Here is a 21,103-nt window from a genome sequence, read left to right as displayed (position 1 = left end):
TCCTCGACTACATCGAGACCGCGCCGGTGACCACCGCGCCGACCGACGCGACCACCGTGCTGCGCGGCGCGTCGCACTGGCACGCCTACCTCAACGGGGCGTACGGGCCGCCGTGGACGGCCGGTTGGCGGCTCGCCACGGAGCAGCCGTTGGTGATCGCCACCCTGCTGGTCGCCGGGCTGGGCATCGCCGGGCTGGCCCGCCGGGGCATGCCGTACCGGCGGTTCCTGGTCACCGGGCTGCTGGTCGGGCTGGCCCTGGTCGGGCTCGGCCACCTGGGCCAGCTCGACGGGTTCGGCGCGCAGACCCAGCGCACCTTCCTCGACGCGGCCGGCGCGCCGCTGCGCAACGTGCACAAGTTCGACGTGGTGCTCCGCCTGCCACTCATCCTCGGCCTGGCCCACCTGGTCGGGCTGGTGCTGCGGGCCGCCCGCACCGGCGACCGGCCCGAGCTGGCCGGCGTGCTGCCCAGGATGCTCCAGCCGGTCCGGCTGCGCGCCGCCCTGGTCACCGGCACCGCCCTGGTCGCGGTCGCCGCGGTGGCCGCGCCCGCGCTCGGCGGAGGGCTGGCCGCCCCGGGCAGCTTCCACGGCGTACCCGGCTACTGGCAGCAGGCGTCGGACTGGCTGGACCGCACCGTCGACGACGACCGGGTGCTGGTGGTGCCGGCCGCCCGGTTCCCCCGCTACCTGTGGGGCAGCCCCAGCGACGAGATCACCCAGCCGTTGCTGGACCGGCCGTGGGCGGTGCGCAGTTCGGTGCCCCTCACCCCACCCGGCACCATCCGGCTGCTCGACACCGTCGAGTCCGCGCTCGCCAACGGGCAGGGCTCCGCCGGGCTGGCCGACCTGCTCGCCCGCTCCGGCGTGAAGTACCTGCTGCTCCGCTCCGACCTCGACTACGGCCACAGCGGCGCCACCCAGCCGGTGGTGGTCCGGCAGGCGCTGCTGCGCTCGCCCGGCATCCACCCGATACGCGGGTTCGGCCCGCAGGTCGGTGGCGGCCAGCTCCCCGGCAACTTCGTCGACCGGGGCCTGGACGTCAGGGTCCAGGCACTGGAGGTGTACGAGGTCCGCCGCGCGGTCGACCAGGTCGTCGCGTACGACGCGGCCGACCTGACCACCGTGGTCGGCGGACCGGAGTCGCTGCTGTCGCTGGCCGCCGCCGGCCGGCTCTCCGCCGCGCCGACGGTGCTGGCCGGGGACCGCCCGACGGAGCTGGGCGAGGGACCGGTGGCGCTCACCGACGGGCTGCGCCGCCGGGAGGTGGCCTTCGGGCAGCAGCACGACAACGCCTCGGCGACCCTGACCCCCCGGCAACGTCCCCAGCTCGACGCCCCGGCCCGGGACTACCTGCCGGACTGGGCCGAGCGGGAGTCGACGGTGGTGCGCTACCTCGGCATCGGCGGGGTCTCCGCGTCCAGTTCCTGGTCGCAGGCGCAGCCGCTGGGCGGCGGGCGTCCCGAACACCAGCCGTACGCGGCGGTGGACGGTGACCTGAGCACCTCCTGGCGGTCGGCGCCGGGCACCCTGGCGCGGGGGCAGTGGTTCGAGGTGGAGCTGGCCCGTCCGCAGGTCGTCCGGCAACTACGGATCACCTTCGACGCCGGGGCCGACTCGCTGCCCACGAAGATCACGGTCACCGCCGGCCGGCAGCAGACCACGGCGGCGACCGCCGGGCCGACCGTCGACGTCACCCTCCCCGACGGCTACCCCACCCGGTTCGTCCGGGTCACCGTCGAGCAGGTCTTCGACGTCCGGGCCGGGTTCGGCGGGGTGGGCATCGCCGAACTCGTCATCCCCGGTGTCGAGGCCGCCCGCACCCTCGTGGTGCCGGCCCCGCCGGCCACCGACCGGCCCGCCTCGATGGTGTTCGGCGCCGCGCCGTCCACCCCGGCGTGCGTCTTCGACGAGGGCCGGCCGATCTGTGACGGTGGGCTGGCCCGCGGCTCCGAGGACAGCGACCGGATCGACCGCACCGTGCGGCTGCCCGTCGGGGCCGACTACCAGCTCGGGCTGCGGGTCCGCCCCCGGCCCGGGGCGGCGCTCAACACCCTGCTCGACCCCGGTGGCGCGGCGGCGGTCGCCACCGGGGTCACCCCGACCGTGGCCGCCTCGACCGTGGGCGTGCCCCACCCGGCCGCCCGGCCGGGCGCGGCGGTCGACGGCGACCCGGCGACCACCTGGTACGCCGCCGACTCCGACCGGCAGCCGTGGCTGCGGCTGACCTGGCCGAAGGCCCGTACCGTCAGCGGCCTGCGGATCACCCTGCCGCCCACCGCGGCGGCTTCCCGCCCGTGGCGGGTCACCGTGATCGGCGACGAGGGGATGCGCGGCGGGGTGCTGGACGAGGGCGGCACGCTCCTCTTCGACCGGCCGATGCGCAGCGACGACATCACCGTGCTGATCTCCGACGTCGTCCCGGCCGCGTCGTACGACCCGTACCGGCGGCTGACCCAGGACCTGCCGGTGGGGGTGGGTGAGCTGACCGTGCTGCCGGCCACCCCGGTCACCCGGGCCGACCCCGCGAAGCGGGTCCCGCTGCCCTGCGGCAGTGGTCCGACCGTGACGGTGGCCGGCACCGAGCGCCGTACCGCGCTGGTCGCCAACCGGCGGGACCTGCTGGAGTTGCGCGAGGTGACCGCGGTGCCCTGCGGCCCGGACGCGGCGGAGCCGCTGCGCCTGACCGACGGCGAGACCCGGGTGGTGGCGGCGGGCAACCGGCTCTCCGTACCGACCCAGCTCGCCCTCACCCCGGTGACCGTCGCCCCCGGCACCACCACCGGTGACGAGGCCACCGCCACCGGCGACGAGGCGGCCACCGGCACCGGCGGTACGGCGGGCGGCACCGGGCAGCCCGCGGCGACCCGGACCGTGCTCCGGGTCGACGACTGGGCGGCCACCCGGCGGGTGCTGCGGCTGGACGGCTACCCCGGCCAGCGGGTGCTGGCCCTGCGGGAGAACGCCAACGCGGGCTGGGTGGCCGCCGCCGCCGGCCGTACGCTCACCCCGTTCGTGGTGGACGGCTGGCAGCAGGGCTGGCTGGTCCCGGCCGGTTTCTCCGGCGAGGTGACGCTCCGGTTCGCCCCTGACCACGGGTACGTGCTGGCGCTCGGCGCCGGGGCGGTGCTGCTCGCCGGGGTCGCGCTGCTGGCGGTGCTGCCGTCGCGGCGTACCCCGGCCCCGGTGGTGGCGGCGACCCGGAGGCGGCGCGGCCGGTTCCTCGCCGGGCTCGTCGGCGGCGGGGCGTTGCTGCTGTTCGGCGGCCCGGCGGCGGTCGGCGTGGCGCTGCTGGTCCTCGTCGGTGTGCTGGCCGGCCGGGCGCTGGAGCCGCACCTGCACCCGCCGGACCGGCGGGGCATGTACCGGCTGCGTCAGGCCACGGTCCGCTGGCTGCCGGTGGGCTGCTTCGCGGTGGCCGGCTGGTGGGCGGCGACCCGGGGCGGGCACACCGCCTGGCTGCCTCAGCTCGCCGCGGTCGCCACCGCCACCTTGCTCTGGCTCTCGCTGGTGCTGCGCCGCCGACCCGGCCACTGACCGCCCCAGCGCTGGCAGGGACGCTCGATCGCGTAGTAGCTGACCGTCGCCAGGACCAGCCCACCGGCCACGGTGAGCAGGAAGGTGCCGAGCGGGTCGCCGGTGAACTCCGGCCGCCCGTCGACGAGGTAGATCCCCTCCAGCACGAACGGGTGCCAGAGGAAGAGCCCGTACGACACCCGGCCGAGCCACCGGCCGATGACGCTGTCGAAGACACCCTTGGTGCGGGTCTGCGGGCCGAACGCCACCGGCACGATCAGCAGCACCGCGACGACCAGGTAGAGCACCAGCTTGGTGGCGAACTGGCCGGCGGTCGGCTCGGCCAGGTCCCGGGGGCCGGTGACCGGGGTGGTGGCGACGGCCAGCGCGCCCAGGGCGATCGTCCAGCAGGCCAGCGGGGCCCGGCCGAGGTCGTCCAGCCAGCGCCAGCGCTCGCCCCGGCCGGTGCACAGCGCGACGTGCGCGCTGGCCAGGGCCATCCCGGCACCGAACCAGCCGGCGTACGAGGGCAGCCACATGGTGTGCAGGCCGAGGCTCAGCACGCCCCACCCCATCAGCGCCACCCAGCCGCCGGTCACCACCGCCGCGGCCACCGCGATCCGGAACACCCGGTCGGGGCGGGGCCGCCGGCCGAGCAGTAACGTGGCCAGCACGGGCAGCAGCAGGTAGAAGGTGACCTCGGTGGCGAGGCTCCAGGTCTGGCTGAGCCCGTGCCTCAACTGCCCGTGCTGGTAGATCTGGGTCAGCGTGGCGTGCCGCAGCCAGTCGCCGGTCGACGCCGGCCGGTTCTGCGGCAGCACCAGCAGGCAGGTCACCACGGCGACCCAGTAGGCGGGCAGGATCCGGGCGGCCCGCCGCCACAGGTACCGACCGGTGGCCGGTGGTCGCCGGTACGTCGCCTGCGCGTGCGCGTACGGCCGGAACAGCAGGAAACCCGAGAGGACGAAGAACACCGCGACACCCACGTCGAGCCGGGACAGCCAGGCGCCGACGGCGGCGTCACCGGTGTTGCGTCCGGTGGCGAAACCGACGTGGTGTCCCACGACGGCGAGCGCCCCGATCACCCGTACGGCGTCGAGCGCGGGCAGCCGCCGCAGGGCCTGATCGGGAATCGGAACAGACATCAACCGTCCAGAGGGTCGCGTGAATATGTAACCCGGGAGTAACGTGCGGCCAAGTTTTACATCCCCGAACTCTCGCCGGACACCGGCTGACTTGTCTTTGTTAGGAGGATCAGTGAAGGCTCGCCTGGGTGCCGTGCTGTTCGGCGTAGGCGTCTTGTCTCTCGCGGTGGCTGCGGGAACGGCTTACTACGTGGCTCCGTCGGTGACGAAGCTGCCGTACGACCTGACGTTCTGCAACGCCACCGGCAAGCCGGACGGCTGCCTGAAGGCGAGCGTCGCGGTCGCCGAGAACGCCACGTACATGCAGGTCCTGGACGGTAAGCCGACGATCCAGACCGGTCAGCTCAAGGCCACCACCGAGGTGGTGCCGCAGGCCGCGACGACCGAGAAGGAGATGACCGGCGACCTGGCGGGCGAGGCGGTCGTCTGGGACGTCTACGGCACGGTCGTACGGACCGACAACAGCTCGGTCGTCAGCAAGTACGCGGCCGAGTTCGCGCTGGACCGGAAGACGGCCGTCGCCCGCGCCTGGGACAAGCAGTACCTGGACACCGACGGTCCGAGCGGCACCGACGACTCGGTGACGTTCGAGGGGCAGACCTACAAGTTCCCGTTCCACGCGGAGCGGAAGGACTACACCTACTTCGACCGTGACCTGCGCAAGGGGCTGCCGATCGAGTTCGACGGCACCGAGCAGGTCAACGGCACCGAGGCGTACCGGTACGTGCAGCGGATTCCGGAGATCGACCTGGCCACCCCGGAGGGCTCGCTCACCGCGCTGGCCGGCGCGCTGGCCCCGGGGGCGACCACCGGCAAGGTCACCTACAGCAACACCCGGACGATCTGGATCGAGCCGGTCAGCGGCAACTTCGTGAAGGTGCGCGAGCAGCAGAAGAAGAACTTCGTACCGAACGCGGGTGCGCCGGTCGCCCTGCTGGACGCGGACTTCGTCTACGACGACCCGACCATCGCCAACAGCGTGAAGTCGGCCGGTGAGACCCGGGACAAGCTCCAGTTGATCGGCCGTACCCTGCCGATCGGCCTGGCGGCCTTCGGCGCGCTGGTGCTGCTGCTGGGCCTCTGGCTGATCGTCTCCGGGCGTGCTGCCACGGCCGGCGAGGCGCGGCACCGGGCGGACGACGCCCCGGTCGACACCCCCACCCGGGTGGCGGAGCCGGCCGAGGTCCGCGAGGCCGAGCCGGTGACCGCCGGGGAGCGGCAGGGCGGCCCGCTGAGTGACGAGATCCCGCCCGCGTCGACGAACTGGCGTACCGACGAGAAGTCGGCTCCGGCGCCGCGTAAGGCCACCGAGGGCGAGGCCGGCAAGCACTGATTTTCCGTGGGGCAGGGCGGGCGGGCCGGGATTCCGGCCCGCCCGCCGCGTTTCCGGGGCCAGCTCGGGCGTCTGTTACGGAATCGTAACGTGTCGATGGCCTCGCAGCCCAGCGTGACGATGGTTCGCCCGCCTGGTCCTATTTGGAAGCTTTGGGTGGGTCGCTTCCTGGGGGTTCGCTGTACTCAGCGTGAATGCGACGATCCGTCCTGACCGCCGGGTGTTACCGGCAGGTAGGTGGGGTCTTGTGATCCGCACCTCAGCGGGTGCACCATCAGGCCGAACCCCTCATTACCCGCCGGTAACAGGTGGTGCGGCCCGGCCCGGGGCCCACCGCCGACCGGCCGGCCACCCGACAGCGCACCGCCGCCACCGAGGAGGAAGTCCGTGCAGGATCGGATCGACAACCCGGGGCGTACCCGGTGGCGGCGCTTCGCCGCGATGATGGTGCCCGCCACGGCCGCCGTTGGCGCCATCCTGTTCGGCATGCAGAGCGGCGCCATCGCCTCCGACATCACCGTCTCCGGCCAGACCTTCAAGATCGGCGCGGAACGCCTGGAGGGCGACGGCTTCACGCAGTACGGCGGGATCGTCAAGGAGAAGAACGGCAGGGTCCACCCGGTCGCCCTCTCCGAGATCAGCAGCGCCGAGCTCTACAAGCTCTGCCAGTCGGTCCGCGCCGACCTGCCCGGCCTGCCGGTGGTGCTCACCATCAACGCCGGCGACGACAAGCCGGCCACCGCCAAGGACATGATGATCGCGATGGACAGCCTGGGTGGCAACGCCACCTTCAGCAACATCCGGATCGGCCGGGACGCCACCGACCTGAACCCGTCCGCGCAGGCCGGTTCGTTCGGCCAGGACGCCCAGCACGTCACCATCACCGGCCTGCGGCAGGTGTCCCGATACACCACGGCGGCCACCTTCAACCTGACCGGGCTCCGACTCAAGGTCAACGTCGGGGACGCCGCCAAGGGCAAGGAGTGCTTCGAGGGCGAGTGACCCGTGGCCCGCGGTGGGCCCCGTCGTCGTCCCCCCGTCCCCGCTGCCCAGGAGGAGTACGTGACAACCGCGCAACCGCAGCACGTCCGGGCCGGTGGCGGTCTCGGCCGGGGGTGGCGGGGCTTCCGCCGGTGGAGAGGGAGCCGGCCGTTCTGGGGCGGCCTGTTCACCGTGCTCGCCGGCGTGGAGATGTTCGCCTCCACCCGGATGACGCTCAACGGACTGAGCTTCCAGTCCGGTGCGACCGGGCTCTACTCGCTGCTCATCCCGATCATCCTGCTCACCTGCGGGCTGCTGCTCTGGCTCAGCCCCGGGCAACGGCTGTTCTACTCGATCGTCGCCGCAGTCACCACGATCTACTCGCTGATGGGACTCAACCTCGGCGGCTTCTTCCTCGGCCTGCTGCTCGGCCTGGTCGGCAGCGCCCTCGGCTTCGCCTGGACCCCGACCCACCGGCCCGCCCCGGCCCGCGCCGGCACGCCGCCGGACACCGTCGACACCTCGCCGGACACCGCCGGCTCCGGGACGGCCGCCGGCTCCGGGGCCGGCCACCCCGGCCCGGACGGCACCGACGCCGGCACCGACGCCGGCCGGCCGACGCTCGCCGACGAGCTGATGCCGGCGGACGGCGGGCACCCGCCCGATGCGGCGTACCGGGAGGGCCCGGCGGCAGCCCGCGACCCGCGTTACCTCGCGGTGGCGCTGGTGGTGCTGGGCCTGACCGCCGGCGGGCTGGTGGCCGCCCGACCGGAACCGGTGCGGGCCGCCCCGCCCCCGGCCGCGACCGCCTGCCCGTCGACGCCACCCACGAAGACCGCCAGCCCGCGCCCGTCGGCCAGCCACACCGTCGCCCCGTCGGCCACGCCGAGCGCCGACCCGGCCCCGACAGCCACCGCCGGCGGCAACATCCTCACCGACCTCCTGCACGGCATCGGTGACCTGCTCACCGGTGGCGGGAAGAACGAGCCGAGCGCCGCCCCGTCACCGAGCGCCAGCGCGACACCGGGCCCGAAGGCGACGCCCACCGCCCGGCCGACACCGACCGCCACCCGTTCCGGCGCCACCTGCACCCCCGGGAGGCCCACCCGGCCCGGCACGGTGCGACCGGGCCGGCTGCTGCCGAGGATCGCCCCCGAACCGGGGCAGCCGAGGGTGGCCCGGCGGCCGTCCAAGCTCACCGGTTCCACGGTCACCATGACCGGCCTGCGGTTCGAGGGGATCGTCGACCTGCCGACCTCGGACGGCCCGCTGGAGGCGTTGAAGTTCAGCATGGACAAGGCGGTGACCGCCGACTTCACGCTGGTCGCGGACGGGCCGGCCGGCCGCCACCAGCAGTACGTCACCGACGAGCTGACCGTGCAGGGTGACGTGGCCTTCTACGCCACCCGGTTCGTCGGCCGGCTGCTCGGCATCAAGATCACGCTCACGCCGGACCTGCCGTTCCCGGACGGCATCCCGATCACCTCGCCGATCCCGATCACCTTCACCGATCCGGCGATCGACCTGGCGTTCGTCGACTCCGACACGCTGACCGCCAAGCCGTCGCTGGCGCTCAGCGTCCCCTGACCTCCGTCCCACCACCAGGTGCGCCGGGGGCGGGCACCCGCCCGCCCCCGGCCCACCCAGCGCAGCGGCGGCCCATCCGGTTCAAGCCCGGCGCAGCGGCCCGGCCCATCCAGCTCCAGCCCGGTGCGGCGGCCCGGCTCAGAGGCGGGCCAGCGCCCGGCGCAGCGGGTCGAGCCCGAGCGAACCCAGGTCGAGCGCCTGCCGGTGGAACTCCTTGAGGTCGAAGTCGGCGCCCTTGCGGGCCTTCGCCTCCTCCCGGGCCTGGAGCCAGATCCGCTCGCCCACCTTGTACGACGGAGCCTGCCCCGGCCAGCCCAGGTAGCGGTTCAGCTCGAAGCGCAGGTTCTCGTCCGGCACCCGGCAGTGCGCCCGCATGAACTCCCAACCCAGCTCCGGGGTCCACCGCTCACCCGGGTGGAAGCCGAACGGGTTGTCCCTCGGGATCTCCAGCTCCAGGTGCATGCCGATGTCGACGATCACCCGGGCGGCCCGGAACGCCTGCCCGTCCAGCATGCCCAGCTTGTCGCCCGGGTCCTCCAGGTAGCCCAGGTCGTCCATCAGCCGCTCCGAGTACAGCGCCCAGCCCTCGCCGTGCCCGGAGACCCAGCAGAGCAGCCGCTGCCAGCGGTTGAGCAGCTCCGCCCGGACCGCCGTCTGGGCGACCTGGAGGTGATGGCCGGGGACGCCCTCGTGGTAGACGGTGGTCACCTCACGCCAGGTGGAGAAGTCGGTGATGCCCTGCGGCACCGCCCACCACATCCGCCCCGGGCGGGAGAAGTCCTCGCTCGGCCCGGTGTAGTAGATCGCGCCGTCGCTGGTCGGGGCGAGGCAGCACTCGATCCGGCGGACCTGCTCCGGGATGTCGAAGTGGGTGCCGTGCAGCTCGCCGATCGCCTTGTCGGCCAGCGCCTGCATCCAGTCCCGGAACGCCTCCTTGCCCTGGATGGTCCGCGCCGGGTCGGCATCCAGGGCGGCCACGGCCTCGTCGACGGTGGCACCCGGACCGACGATGCGGCCCGCCACCACCCGCATCTCGGCCTCCAGCCGGGCCAGCTCCGCGAAACCCCAGGCGTACGTCTCGTCCAGGTCGACCTTCGCGCCGAGGAAGTACTGCGAGGCCAGCTCGTACCGCTCGCGGCCGGCGGCCTGCTTGTCCCGACCGTGCGGGGCCAACTCGTTGCGGAGGAACTGGCCGAACTCGGCGGTCGCCGCGGTCGCCGCCGCCGCACCCCGGCGCAGCTCCGCGCCGAGCGTGCCGTCGGCACCCAGCCGCTGCACCAGACCGTGGAAGAAGTTGTCGCCGTCCGGGTCGGTCCAGACGTCGCACTGCTTGGCCACCTCGACCAACTGCACCTTGGAGCTGACCCGGCCCGCCGCGGCGGCCTCCCGCAGGGTGGTCTTGTAGCCCTCCAGCGTGCCGGCGAAGCGGTTGAGCCGGGCCGCGACGTCGGCCTGCGCCTGCTCGCCCTCGGTCGGCATCAGGTCGAAGACCATCCGGATCTCGTGCAGCCCGCTGGCGATGACGTTCACCTCGCTGGTGACCTCACCGGCGTCGTAGCGGGCCAGGTCCAGGCCGAGGCGTTCCTGCATGGCCTCCTTGGCGGTCCGCTCCGCCTCGGACTCCGGCTCGGTCACCTCCAGGTCGGCGAGGGTGCGCCGGGTCAGTTCCGCCCGCGCCTCGTAGCCGGCGGGCGAGAGGTCGTCGAGCTGGTCGTCGTAGCCGGCGATGCCGACGTAGGTGGCGCCGGTCGGGCTCAGCGGTGCCCAGTCGGCCACGTACCGGTTCGCGAGGTCATCGATTCGTCCCACGCTGCGACCCTACGTGACCGCCCGGCGTGGTTGTCGACCGCGTTTGTCGTGTTCAGGGCAGCAACCGGGCCGGGGCGAAGTCGATCGGGAAGGGAGCCCGGGCCCGCAGCCGTTGCCCGCCGACCGCCCGACCCACGACGGCGTAGCCCGCACCGGCGTCCCGGGTGAGCAGCGTCGCCGTCGTCCGCTGGGGTCGCCGGTCCAGCTCCACCCGCAGGAACCAGGGCACACCCCCCGCCGCGCAGCGGCGACGGCGGTCCACCGGGTCCCGGCGCTCGCCAGGCCGGACGAACTCCACCGCCATCGTGCACAGCGCGGCCGGCACCCAGCGTTCCTGGTCGTCGGTCGCCGGAAGGGCGTGCAGGACGGTCACGTCCGGCTGGATCCAGCAGGTCGGTGTGAAGGTCAGGTTGACCCGGCCGAACACGTGCCGCCCGGCCGCCTCGGCCGCCGGGACGAACGCGCTGGCCAGGGTCGCCGTCGCGACACTCTCGATGGCCGGCGGGAACGGGGTGACCACCAGCCGCCCGTCGAGGCACTCGTGGCGGGCCCCGGCCAGCGCGCCGACCGGCAGGTGGCGTTCCGCGCGCTGGATCGTCCATCGGGAGTCCGGGTCGACCGTCGGGTCGGAACGGCGCGTCACGAGCTTCAACCGGGGACACCTCCGGGCTGGTCAACGAGCCGGCCGCGGTCACGTTCCGCGCCACCGCCGGGGTGCGCCGTGACCCTGACCACGGGGTCCGGAAAACGCGCGACTTCGTCGTACCGCTGGGGCAGAGTGCAAGGGGTGACCTCGCACACCACTCCTGACCGGGCAGCGCTGGGTAGCTGGCTGCCGGGCTTCCTCGCCCTCGCCGCGATCTGGGGTTCCAGTTTCCTGTTCATCAAGGTCGGCATCGAGGAGCTGCACCCGCTGCACCTCACCCTCTACCGGGTGGCCACCGGCGCGGCCACCCTGCTGGTGGTGCTCGTGCTGCTCCGCGACCGGCTGCCCCGCGAGCCCCGGGTCTGGGCGCACCTGGTGGTGGTCGCGGCGTTCGGCGTGGCGATCCCGTTCACCCTCTTCGGCTTCGGTGAGCAGCGGGTCGAGTCGATGCTGGCCGGCATCTGGAACGCCACCACCCCGCTGATCGTGCTGCCGCTGGCGGTGCTGGCCTTCCGTACCGAGCGGCTGACCACGCGGTCGGCCGTCGGGCTGGGGCTGGGCTTCCTCGGCGTACTGGTGGTGCTCGGTGTCTGGGAGGGCGTCGGTGGCGCGCACTTCACCGGCCAGTTGATGTGCCTCGGCGCGGCGGCCTGCTACGGCGTGGCCATCCCGTACCAGAAGAAGTTCATCGCCGGCAGCTCCCACTCCGGCCTGTCCCTGTCGGCGGCGCAGCTACTGGTCGCCACGGCGCAGCTCGCGATCGTCGCGCCGCTGGTGGCCGGGGCGCCACCGGTGCCGACCGGCCTGTCGCTGCCGGTCGTCGCCAGCGTGTTGGCGCTGGGCGCGCTCGGCACCGGGCTGGCCTTCGTGATCAACCTGCGCAACATCCGGCTGGCCGGGGCGAGCACCGCCTCCACCGTGACCTACCTGGTGCCGATCTTCGCGGTGCTGATCGGCGCGGTGGTGCTCGGCGAGCGGCTGAACTGGCACCAGCCGGTCGGCGCGCTGATCGTGCTGCTCGGGGTCGCGGTGGCGCAGGGTGTGGTCGGCCGGCGTCGTCCGGGTACGGCCGTCGCCGGTGTGCCCGCCGTCCCGGCGGCGGAGCCCGCAGCCCGCTGACCCGCCCACCCGCCGGTGGATCCGGCGGTCGGACGGTCAGGAGCGGGTACGGGTCCACTCCAGCAGCCGCTCCGCCGGCCAGGTGTTGACCACCCGGTCGGCGGGTACGCCGCACAGCGCCGCCCGTTCACAGCCGAACCGCTGCCAGTCGAGCTGCCCGGGGGCGTGCGCGTCGGTGTCGACGGCGAACCGGCAGCCGGCCTCCAGGGCTTGCCGGATCAGCCGCTTCGGCGGGTCCTGCCGCTCCGGCCGGGAGTTGATCTCGACGGCCACGTCGTGCTCCGCGCAGGCGGCGAAGACCGCGTCCGCGTCGAAGTCGCTCTCCTTGCGGGTACGCGCCCGGTGCCCCCGGTCGCCCGGCCCGGTCACCCCGGCCGGCCGGGACGACACCATCCGGCCGGTGCAGTGGCCCAGGATGTCCAGGTGCGGGTTGCCGATCGCGGTGAGCATCCGTCGGGTCATCCGCGCCCGTTCGTCGCCCAGCCCGCTGTGCACCGAGCCGACCACCACGTCCAGCCGGGCCAGCAGCTCCTCGTCCTGGTCCAGCGAGCCGTCGGCGAGGATGTCCACCTCGATCCCGGTGAGGATGCGGAAACCCTCGGGCAGCGCCGCGTTCACCGCCGCCACGTGGTCGAGCTGCCGGCGCAGCCGGTCGGCGGTGAGGCCCCGGGCCACCTTCAGCCGGGGCGAGTGGTCGGTCAGCACCAGGTACTCGTGACCCAGCTCGACGGCGGCGAGCGCCATCTCCTCGATCGGCGACCCGCCGTCGGACCAGTCCGAGTGGGTGTGGCAGTCGCCGCGCAGCGCCGCCCGCAGCGCGCCGGCCGCCTCGCCGAGATCGGTGCCCTCGGTGGCGACCAGCCGGCGCAGGTAGACCGGCTCCTCGCCGGCCAGCGACTCGGCGACGCACCGGGCGGTGACGTCGCCCACCCCGGGCAGCTCGGTGAGCGTCCCGGCGCGGGCCCGCTCGGTCACCTCCCGCGTCGGCAGCGCGGCGAGGGCCGTGGCCGCCGAGCGGAACGCGCGTACCCGGTAGGTGGCCTCGTTGGCCCGCTCCAACAGGAACGCGATCCGGCGCAGGTCGGCGACGGGATCTCTGGCGCTCATGGGATGCAACCTACGCGCCCGCGCCGCCGGTCGGGGGACGACCGGCGGCGCGGGTGGGTGATGGTACGTCGGATCAGGAGTACGGCAGCCGCACTACCGACTGGTTGCCGATGCCGAGGGTGGACGGGTTGACCCCGATCGCCGACCAGACCTCCACCTGCACCGTGCCGTTGGACAGGTTGCCCAGCGTGCCGACGCCGGCGACCAGGCCGGCGCCCTGCGTGTAGTGCTCGTAGCCGGGCACCGGGTCGGTGGCGAAGTACCGGTACGTCTCCACCCGGTCGAAGGTGCCGTCACCGGTCAGGTCGTAGGAGACCCGGGCCTGCACCCCGTTGCCGACCGACTGGCCGGCGTCGAGGAACAGGTCGAAGCCGGTCTGCCCCCCGGCGTACGCCAGGTTCAGCCCCCGCGCGGTGAACACCACCGGGTTGTACGGGGTGCCGTCGTGGTTGCCGCCACCGCTGCCGGGCACCGTCGCCGTCGCCGCGCTGCCGGCCGTCCCGAGCCCGCCGCCGGGCAGCAGGTACCGGGTCGGTGAGCCGGCCGGTGGCGTGGTCGGCGTCGGGCTGGGGCTGGTCGGGGTGGGGCTCGGGCTGGTCGGCGTCGGCGTCGGCGACTGCGTCGAGGTCGGGGTGGGGGTCGGGCCGCCGCTGGCGTTGCCGCCGCTCCAGGTGTACGCCCCGGTGGTGGCGGTCTTCCCGGCGGCCACGGTGAGGCTGGTGCCGTCGGAGAAACGCACCGTCAGCGGTGCGGCGGTGATGTTGCTGGCCACGTAGGTGCGGGCGCCGCCCCGGTTGAACACGGCGGCCAGCGGGTGGTTGGCGGTGACCGTGGTGTCGACCTGACCGAGGGCGGCCAGGTTGCGGATCCAGTGGAAGGTGTGCGCCCGGCTCTCGCCCTCCTCCGGGGTGTAGCCGGGGTTGGCCCGGAGCTTGGCCAGCGCCGCGTCCGGGTCGCCGAGAGCGAGGAACTGCCAGAGGACGTCCTGCCACACGGTCGGCTCGCCGCCGTTGTTGCGGACCAGTTCGGCGTAGTTCGTCTTGTTGTACGCCGGGCGGTAGCCCAGGTACAGGTGGCCGCCGGTGACCGGGAGCATGTTGATGCCCTGGATCATCTCCGGCTCGGCGCTGAACCAGGTGGAGTACGCCCCGCCGTCACCCCAGACCATGCCGACCGTGGAGTGCCCGAACGCGGTGGGGAAGTTCTCGTCGTCGACGTCGAACCAGTACTCCTGGATCGCCGCGGCCTGGGTGGTGTAGATGAAGACCCCGGCGTCCCGTACCGCCGTGTTGCCGGTGGCCTGGCCCCACTGGATCAGCGCGTTGGCGAAGTTCATCCCCTCGGACGAGGACTCCTGGTTGTTGCCGGCGTTGAACGAGCCGTGGCCGGCGGCCCAGTCGTGGCCGGCGTAGATGTCGAAGTCGCGCAGGTAGGGGAAGCGGGTGTCGTCCCGGCTGTAGTTGTTGGCGTCCCGGATGAGCAGGTCGACCATGCCGCCGTACTGGTTCTGGCTGGCCCAGGTGGGGTCGAACTTGGCCAGCGTCGCCGCCGCCGCGATGAAGTACCCGTAGTGGAAGTGGTGGTCGTTGAGTTCCTGGTCGGACCCGTACGACGCCGGGTAGCCGATCAGGGTGCCCCAGTTGCGGTCGTAGTAGAAGACCCGGGCGGTCTTGCCCGGCGAGGCGGTGAACCAGTCGGTCAGCGTGCTGCGGATGGCGTTCAGCGCGGCGGTGCGGGTCTCGGTGTCGCCCACCTGGTCGGCGATCTCGGCGATCCGGGCGGCCCGGCCGAGGCCCTTGCCGGTCCAGTAGGTGTCCCCGCCACGCTGGTCCATCGGGTTGCCGCGCACCGCGGCGAGCTGGTCCCGGAGCTGGGTCAGGTCGGCCCCGGAGCCGGTGCCGACGGCGGGCAGCTCCGGCAGTACGCCGTGGAACTTCATCGCGGTGCGGAAGGCGGTCACGCCGGCCAGCACCTTCATCCGGCCCCGCGCCGACGGGTAGGTCGCGGTGAGCGGCGTGCTGCCGGCCAGCGCCTTCCACTGGTGCGGGTAGAGGCTGACCACGGTCTGGGTGGCGGTGCCCTCCCGGGGCGTGGTGGTGAACGAGTACGTGGTGTTCACGGTGCTGGTCGCCGGGTCGTAGGTGTAGCCGACCCGGGTGCCGGTGACGTGCGCGTGGGCGTACCGGCCGTAGCTGGTGGCGAGTTCGGCGCGGGCGGTGGCGTCGGTGGTGGGGGGCAGCAGGGCGACCGAGAAGTAGCCCTTGCCGGCCAGCGTGGAGGTGATCCGTCCGTTCGCGACGGTCCAGCTCGCCCCGGTCGGGGCGAAGGCGACGTAGTCGTGGCCCCGGACGGTGAAGCCGATGGTGGCGCCGCTGTTGGACCAGACCGTGGCGCTGCCCCCGGTCGGGTTGATCTGCGCGTCGCCGCCGGTGGCCTGGAAGTAGGCGAACGGCAGGCCGTGCCCGATGGTGGCCCGCAGGGTCCGGACGCCGTCGCTCCAGTACGGGGTGACCGTCCAGTCGGACCAGCCGTCGACCTTGACGACCGGGACGCCGAGCGCGGCGACGCCGACCCGGATGTCCTCGGCGTAGGCGTACTTGTACTCGCCGACCCCGGTCGGGGTGCCGCTGACGGTGGCGGTGGACGGCGCCGAGAAGCCCAACCCGTCGCCGAACGTCTGGTACGACAGCGGATGGGCGTGCAGCGGCTCGCTGTACGCGCAGTTGGTCTTCTTCCACAGCAGGGACGACCACCAGTCGTTGGTGGGGACCGGCCCGGCCGGGGCGTTGGCGGTGGCGAACTGGCGGGGGTTGGTGGAGAGGGTGCCGCAGCCGGTGGGCAGCGGGCCGACCGGGTCGGTGGTGTAGCTGCCGGCGCCGACGGCGGCGGCCTCGGCGGGGGTGCCGGCGGTGGTGAGGGTGAGGCCGCCGACGAGGACGGCCAGCGCGGTGGTGGTGGCGAGCACCCAGGGGGTGCGGCGGTGGGGTGCGGGGGGTGTCATCGTGCCTCCTCCGCGCGACCCGAACCGGTCGGATCGGCTGGCGCGGTTCGTCGGAATTCCGGAGGTTAGTTCGCTGAGAGAGCGCTCTCTCCAGCGGACGCTAACCGACGAGCAAGACCCACGTCAATGTGTCCATCGGATGACACACCCGTTACCCGCCCCCGGACCTGCCGTGCGACCCATGTTCTCCGGCCACTCCGGCCGCTGCCCGGCCCCGGCTCTCGGGCCCATCCCGGCCGCTGCCCGGCCCCGGTTCTTTGGCCATCCCGGCCGTCGCCCGGCCCGGGTTTCCCGGCCACCCCGGCGGGCAGTTCAGCCCGCGTTCGACGTGCCCTTCGGTGCCCGTGGGCAGCCGTTCTTGCGCTCCCAGGCGGCCACCGCCGCGACCGGCGACCGGTTGCCCTTCCCGCGCCACGAGTCCAGGTACCCCGCCGGCCAGACCACCCCCCGCCGGATCCACCAGTCGTCGTGCCCGGTGCATTTCGGCGACAGTCCGAAGTGCAGGTGGCAGACGTTGTTCGCATTCCCCGTCCGGCCCACCTCGCCGAGCTGCCGACCGGCCCGCACCCGGACCCCCGCGTCGATCCCCGCACTGATCACGCTCAGGTGCGACCCGTAGTACCGCACCCCGTCGTCGCCCAGCAGCGAGACCGACAACCCACCGTTGTACGGCCCCAGCGGCCCCCGCTTGTCGAACCGGTCCACCCGGCTCACCTCCAGGACCGTCCCGTCGGTGACCGCCACCACCGGCTCCCCGCAGTCGGCGAAGATGTCCGTGCCCGGGTAGCCCGAGTGCGTCGGTTGGTAGGCGACGTTCGCCGCCCGTACCGGGAAGACCCGGCGTAGGGCGGCCGGGTCCGGCGCGGGCGACGGCGTCCCCGTCGGTGCCGCCGGCTGGTCGGCGGTCGTCACGCCGCTCGGGCTGTCCCAGACCGGCGCCGAGGCCGGCCGCCCGCCGGTCCCGCAGCCACCCAGCAGCGCCGCCGCGAGCAGCAGGACGGGGTACGCCGGACGCGGGCGACGTAGGTCGGACGATCGGGAGGACATCCGGACATCCTGGCAGACGGATACGGTGGAGGGCGCGCCGACAGCAGCGCCGGACCGGCCCGTTGCCCGATCCGGGTGACCTGCCGGCGGCACCAGGAAACGGCCGACCTGGGCGCCGGTAGCCCGGGGCCCGCCGCCGGTCCGCCGGCCCACCCGGCGCGGCGCCGGCCCGGAGAGGGGGAGCAGTGACGACGGTGAACGGCCAGCCCGGCCACCCGGGTGGACCCGCGCAGCTACCGCACATCCCGTCCGGCCTGTTCCCCTCCGGTCCGCCGCGCCGGCCCACCTGGCGGGAACCGCACCCGATCACCGGTGCCGGGGTGGCCGCGGGCGGTGCGCTGGCCGCCGCCTGGCTGCTGCTCTTCGGCCTGCTCGGCCGGGACGTCCCCGGCTATGCCTGGTGGACCGTGGTCGCCGGGGCGGTCGCCTGGCTCGCCGCGCTGACCCTGGTCCGGTACGGCGACCGGGGGGTCGCCACCGGCGTCGCCATCGTCACCGGGGGTGGCTGGAGCATCGCGTTCGCGATCGTCGTGGTGCGCTGGGCGACCAGCGCCGACTGGCCGATGTGGTGACCCTGGGTCGTTGCGCGGCTCCGTTTCGCGCCCCGTCTTGACGTACCCGCTGCGACTGGGGACGCTCTTCGTATGGCCTGGACCACCCCGCGGCTCGACTCCGAGCGGAGCCGCCGCCGCCTGCAGATTCTCGCCGAGCTGGCGGGAGCCCGCGCGGTACGACAGCGGGAACGGCCGCAGCGGGAACGCACCGAGCGGTTGCGCCAGCTCATCGCCACCCGTCGCCGCGTCGCAGGCTGACGACTTTCCCCGATTGACCGCTCCTTCGGGGCGTTGACCGGTCGCCTGCCGACCCGACCGGTTAACGTGCACGCGTAACGAGTCGGCGTGCTGTGCCGAGGCCATTGGGGGGACCGTGTCGTACTTCGCTGCCGCCGTGGTGCGCGACGAGGGCGGCTGGAACGCCGCCGAGGTGAACCTGCGGGGCACCACCGACCTCGACGAGGTCGCCGAGCGACTGCGTGACGTCGAACCGGACGCCGACCTGTCGCTGCTCTTCGTCGAGGCCGACGACGCCTACCTGGTGATCCTGCGTCTGGACGAGGGGGAGGACCTGCGGGTCTTCGGCTCCGACTCGGCGTACGCCGAGGAGTCCCGGCTGGGGGCGCTGCTGGTCGGCGACCTCAAGACCTCGGTGACCGGCCTGGACGACGTCGACGAGCCACCGTCGGCCACCTCCAGCGGCGACGAGGAGAGCGAACAGCCGGCGGTGGACCCGGAGGCCGACCCGGTGGGCGACGCCGACATCCTCGCCGACCTGGGCATCTCCGCCCAGCGCCTGCTCCGGCTCAGCGCCCACGAGGGAATGCTCCCGGCCGACGTCACCGCCGAGGTGTGCGAGGTGCTGGGCTGCGTCGACGAGGTCGAGGAGCTGCGTGAGGTCTGACCCTCCACCGGCTCCCGGCGGAGCGGCCCCGGAGGGTGACGGGTCCTCCCCGACCCCCACTGGTTCCCCCCGTACGGGTGGCGCACCGGTGGATGGGTCGGCGGGTGGCGGGCCGGCCCTGGCCGGTGGGGGTTCACCGTCGACGGGTGCCGTCGAGCCGGTCGACGCGACCGATCCGGCCCTGGGGACCGTACGACCGGGTCAGCCCACTCCCGGCGCGGCCGGACGGGTCGGCCCCGGCGCGGCGGAGGGCCTGGCCGACCCCGGGTCCGCCGGCCGCCGGCAGCGGCACGAACTGTGGATGCGCCGCGCGTTGGAGATCGCCGTCACCGGCCCGGCACCGGCCGAGGCGGTCGATCGCTCTGCCGGGTTCGGCGCGGTCGGCGGCTCTGCTGGGGCCGGCAATGTCGGCGGCTCTGCCAGGGTCGACGCGGTCGGCGGCTCTGCCGCGCCCAGTGGCTCTGCCGTACGCAGCAGGGTCGGCGGGATCGGCGACGTTGCTGCGGCGGCCGGTGGGGTCGGCGCGGCTGCTGGGGGTGACCTGGCGGTCGAGGATGTGCCGGTGGGCGCGGTGGTCTACGGCCCGGACGGCACCGAGCTGGCCGTCGGACGCAACGAACGGGAGCTGACCGGGGACCCGACCGCCCACGCCGAGGTGGTGGCGCTGCGCCGGGCCGCCGAACGGCTGGGCCGCTGGCGGCTGGACGACTGCACCCTGGTGGTGACGCTGGAGCCGTGCACGATGTGCGCCGGCGCCCTGGTGTTGGCCCGGATCTCCACCGTCGTCTTCGGTGCCTGGGAACCCAAGACCGGCGCCGCCGGCTCGCTCTGGGACGTCCTCCGCGACCGCCGCCTCAACCACCGTCCCGAGGTCTACGGCGGGGTGTTGGAGCTGGAGAACGCCGCCGTTCTCCGCGCCTTCTTCCGCTGACCCATCCCATTTCGCTGACTCATACCCGGCCGCCCTGCCTGACCGCCCCGCCCGGCCCGGCCGCCCCGCCTGACCGCCCGGCCCGGCCGCCCCGCCTGACCGCCCGGCCCGGCCGCCCGCCTGACCGCCCGCCCGGCTGCCCCGCCTGGCCGCCTGGCCCCGCCTGGGCGGCCTGGAGGTGGTCCTGGGATGGCCTTCAGGGTGCTCGCGCGTCTCATGATCGCGCTCGATCATGGATGTAGCGGCCTCACGGGGCGTGGGACACCACTACATCCAGGATCGAGCGCGATCTTGCTGGCTGCACCGGGCGACCGGAAAGGGTCGGGGTGGAGTGGCCGGTCGACCGGAGGGGTCGAGGGCGGGGTGGCCGGGCGATCGGAAGGGGACGGGGTGGAGTGGCCGGTCGACCGGAAACCCCGCCGTCGTCGGCGCCAACACCACCACCCGGGACCGGGTCAGGGCCGGTCGGACCCGAATAGGGCGGAGTGGGCCGGGCTGGGTTGGATGCGCCGGTGCGGTGCGGTGCGGTGCGGTGCGGTGCGGTGCGGTGCGGCGTGGTGCGGTGCGGCGTGGGCCGGCCGGGTTGGAGCCGTGGGATGCGGCGGGTCGCGGTGTCCCTTGGGTGGGGCGCCGCGACCCGCCACAGGTCGGGAAACAGGGTCAGGCGATGGCGGTGTCCAGGGCGATCTCGACCATCTGGCCGAACGTCTGCTCGCGCTCCTGGGAGGTGGTCTTCTCGCCGGTCTTGATGTGGTCGCTGACGGTGAGGATGGTCAGCGCGCGGGCCTTGAACCTCGCGGCGATCGTGTAGAGCGCCGCGGACTCCATCTCGACCGCCAGCACGCCGTAGTCGGCGAGCGTGTCGTAGAGGTCCGGCCGGTCGGTGTAGAAGGCGTCGGCGGCCAGGATCGGCCCGACCCGCATGTTGATGCCGCGCCGCTCGGCCACCTCCACCGAGGTACGCAGCAGCCCGAAGTCGGCGACGGGGGCGTAGTCGATCAGCCCGTCGAAGCGCATCCGGTTCATGTTCGAGTCGGTCGACGAGCCGATCGCCGCGACCACGTCACGGAGTTGGAGGTCCTCGGTGAGGGCGCCGCAGGAGCCGACCCGGATCAGGGTCTGCACGCCGTACTCGTTGATCAGTTCGTGGGCGTAGATGGAGGCGGACGGCATGCCCATGCCGGAGCCCTGGACAGAGACGTCGACCCCGTTCCAGCGGCCGGTGAAGCCCAACATGCCCCGAACCGTCGAGTAGCACGTGGCGTCCTCGAGGTAGGTCTCCGCGATCCACTTGGCCCGCAGCGGGTCGCCCGGCATCAGGACCCGCTCGGCGATCTCGCCCGGCTTCGCGCCGATGTGCGTACTCATGGCAAAGATCCTGCCAGGCCGGCTGCGCGGATACCGGTTCGGCATCCAGACCGGCG

The 21,103-nt window shown here is 73.7% G+C and carries 16 protein-coding genes; 9 read left to right on the top strand and 7 right to left on the bottom strand.

The window, feature by feature from the left end:
* On the top strand, positions 1 to 3,536 hold a 3,536-nt coding region (locus tag ACIQG9_RS27710), incomplete at its 5' end, for an alpha-(1->3)-arabinofuranosyltransferase family protein (RefSeq protein WP_400407952.1).
* Here ACIQG9_RS27710 and ACIQG9_RS27705 read toward each other — a convergent pair.
* Positions 3,464 to 4,660 carry an acyltransferase family protein gene (locus tag ACIQG9_RS27705; protein WP_400407950.1) on the bottom strand — a complete coding sequence of 399 codons (1,197 nt, stop codon included), beginning with the start codon at positions 4,658 to 4,660 and terminating at the stop codon, positions 3,464 to 3,466. The two genes, ACIQG9_RS27710 and ACIQG9_RS27705, sit on opposite strands and share 73 nt — an antisense overlap.
* Before the next feature lie 112 nt (positions 4,661 to 4,772).
* Here ACIQG9_RS27705 and ACIQG9_RS27700 point away from each other — a divergent pair, with 112 nt between their 5' ends.
* From ACIQG9_RS27700 to ACIQG9_RS27690, 3 genes are all read left to right on the top strand, one after another.
* On the top strand, positions 4,773 to 5,993 hold the full coding sequence (locus ACIQG9_RS27700; protein WP_400407949.1) for a DUF3068 domain-containing protein: 1,221 nt from the start codon (positions 4,773 to 4,775) through the stop codon (positions 5,991 to 5,993).
* Between the two features lie 387 nt (positions 5,994 to 6,380).
* Positions 6,381 to 6,995, top strand: coding sequence for a DUF6230 family protein (locus ACIQG9_RS27695; RefSeq protein ID WP_400407947.1), 615 nt, complete (start codon positions 6,381 to 6,383; stop codon positions 6,993 to 6,995).
* Between the two features lie 60 nt (positions 6,996 to 7,055).
* Positions 7,056 to 8,561, top strand: a complete 1,506-nt coding sequence (locus ACIQG9_RS27690) for a DUF6114 domain-containing protein (protein WP_400407945.1) — start codon at positions 7,056 to 7,058, stop codon at positions 8,559 to 8,561.
* A gap of 138 nt (positions 8,562 to 8,699) precedes the next feature.
* Here ACIQG9_RS27690 and ACIQG9_RS27685 read toward each other — a convergent pair whose 3' ends face one another.
* Positions 8,700 to 10,370, bottom strand: a complete 1,671-nt coding sequence (locus ACIQG9_RS27685) for a DUF885 domain-containing protein (protein ID WP_400407944.1) — start codon at positions 10,368 to 10,370, stop codon at positions 8,700 to 8,702.
* Positions 10,371 to 10,422: 52 nt separating this feature from the next.
* Positions 10,423 to 11,013, bottom strand: a complete 591-nt coding sequence (locus ACIQG9_RS27680; protein WP_400407962.1) for a Uma2 family endonuclease — start codon at positions 11,011 to 11,013, stop codon at positions 10,423 to 10,425.
* Between the two features lie 144 nt (positions 11,014 to 11,157).
* Between ACIQG9_RS27680 and ACIQG9_RS27675 the strand changes: the two genes are divergently transcribed.
* Positions 11,158 to 12,135, top strand: a complete 978-nt coding sequence (locus tag ACIQG9_RS27675; RefSeq protein ID WP_400407942.1) for a DMT family transporter — start codon at positions 11,158 to 11,160, stop codon at positions 12,133 to 12,135.
* A 36-nt stretch (positions 12,136 to 12,171) separates the two neighbouring features.
* Here ACIQG9_RS27675 and ACIQG9_RS27670 read toward each other — a convergent pair whose 3' ends face one another.
* The 3 genes from ACIQG9_RS27670 to ACIQG9_RS27660 all read right to left on the bottom strand — a co-directional run bounded on the left by ACIQG9_RS27670 (position 12,172) and on the right by ACIQG9_RS27660 (position 17,290).
* Positions 12,172 to 13,242: a PHP domain-containing protein gene (locus tag ACIQG9_RS27670; RefSeq protein WP_400407940.1), complete on the bottom strand. Its 1,071-nt coding sequence runs from the start codon at positions 13,240 to 13,242 to the stop codon at positions 12,172 to 12,174.
* A 73-nt stretch (positions 13,243 to 13,315) separates the two neighbouring features.
* Positions 13,316 to 16,243, bottom strand: coding sequence for a glycosyl hydrolase (locus tag ACIQG9_RS27665; RefSeq protein WP_400407938.1), 2,928 nt, complete (start codon positions 16,241 to 16,243; stop codon positions 13,316 to 13,318).
* 312 nt (positions 16,244 to 16,555) lie between these two features.
* Entirely contained in the window at positions 16,556 to 17,290 is a 735-nt protein-coding gene (locus ACIQG9_RS27660; protein WP_400407936.1) for a M23 family metallopeptidase, read from the bottom strand.
* 194 nt (positions 17,291 to 17,484) lie between these two features.
* Between ACIQG9_RS27660 and ACIQG9_RS27655 the strand changes: the two genes are divergently transcribed.
* From ACIQG9_RS27655 to ACIQG9_RS27640, 4 genes are all read left to right on the top strand, one after another.
* Complete coding sequence (locus tag ACIQG9_RS27655; RefSeq protein ID WP_400407960.1) at positions 17,485 to 17,862, top strand: hypothetical protein; 378 nt, start codon at positions 17,485 to 17,487, stop codon at positions 17,860 to 17,862.
* Between the two features lie 72 nt (positions 17,863 to 17,934).
* Positions 17,935 to 18,102, top strand: a complete 168-nt coding sequence (locus ACIQG9_RS27650; protein WP_400407934.1) for a hypothetical protein — start codon at positions 17,935 to 17,937, stop codon at positions 18,100 to 18,102.
* A gap of 115 nt (positions 18,103 to 18,217) precedes the next feature.
* Entirely contained in the window at positions 18,218 to 18,748 is a 531-nt protein-coding gene (locus ACIQG9_RS27645) for a tRNA adenosine deaminase-associated protein (protein WP_400407933.1), read from the top strand.
* Between the two features lie 301 nt (positions 18,749 to 19,049).
* Positions 19,050 to 19,679 carry a nucleoside deaminase gene (locus tag ACIQG9_RS27640; protein WP_400407958.1) on the top strand — a complete coding sequence of 210 codons (630 nt, stop codon included), beginning with the start codon at positions 19,050 to 19,052 and terminating at the stop codon, positions 19,677 to 19,679.
* Between the two features lie 660 nt (positions 19,680 to 20,339).
* Here the strand turns inward: ACIQG9_RS27640 and deoD are convergent.
* Positions 20,340 to 21,047: a purine-nucleoside phosphorylase gene (gene deoD, locus ACIQG9_RS27635; protein WP_400407931.1), complete on the bottom strand. Its 708-nt coding sequence runs from the start codon at positions 21,045 to 21,047 to the stop codon at positions 20,340 to 20,342.
* Between the last annotated feature and the right edge of the window lie 56 nt (positions 21,048 to 21,103).

Origin of the sequence: Micromonospora sp. NPDC092111, from assembly GCF_044755745.1 — a bacterium.
Taxonomy (GTDB): Bacteria; Actinomycetota; Actinomycetes; order Mycobacteriales; family Micromonosporaceae; genus Micromonospora.
Note: the sequence above shows the minus strand (reverse complement) of the source record. Positions and strands in the feature narration are given on the sequence as shown.

Excerpts from the sequence above, each read along its gene's own strand:
- ACIQG9_RS27660 (WP_400407936.1), bottom strand. The coding sequence starts at position 17,290 with ATGTCCTCCCGATCGTCCGACCTACGTCGCCCGCGTCCGGCGTACCCC.
- deoD (WP_400407931.1), bottom strand. The coding sequence starts at position 21,047 with ATGAGTACGCACATCGGCGCGAAGCCGGGCGAGATCGCCGAGCGGGTC.
- ACIQG9_RS27670 (WP_400407940.1), bottom strand. The coding sequence starts at position 13,242 with ATGAGCGCCAGAGATCCCGTCGCCGACCTGCGCCGGATCGCGTTCCTG.
- ACIQG9_RS27665 (WP_400407938.1), bottom strand. The coding sequence starts at position 16,243 with ATGACACCCCCCGCACCCCACCGCCGCACCCCCTGGGTGCTCGCCACC.
- ACIQG9_RS27705 (WP_400407950.1), bottom strand. The coding sequence starts at position 4,660 with ATGTCTGTTCCGATTCCCGATCAGGCCCTGCGGCGGCTGCCCGCGCTC.
- ACIQG9_RS27640 (WP_400407958.1), top strand. The coding sequence starts at position 19,050 with ATGCGCCGCGCGTTGGAGATCGCCGTCACCGGCCCGGCACCGGCCGAG.
- ACIQG9_RS27650 (WP_400407934.1), top strand. The coding sequence starts at position 17,935 with ATGGCCTGGACCACCCCGCGGCTCGACTCCGAGCGGAGCCGCCGCCGC.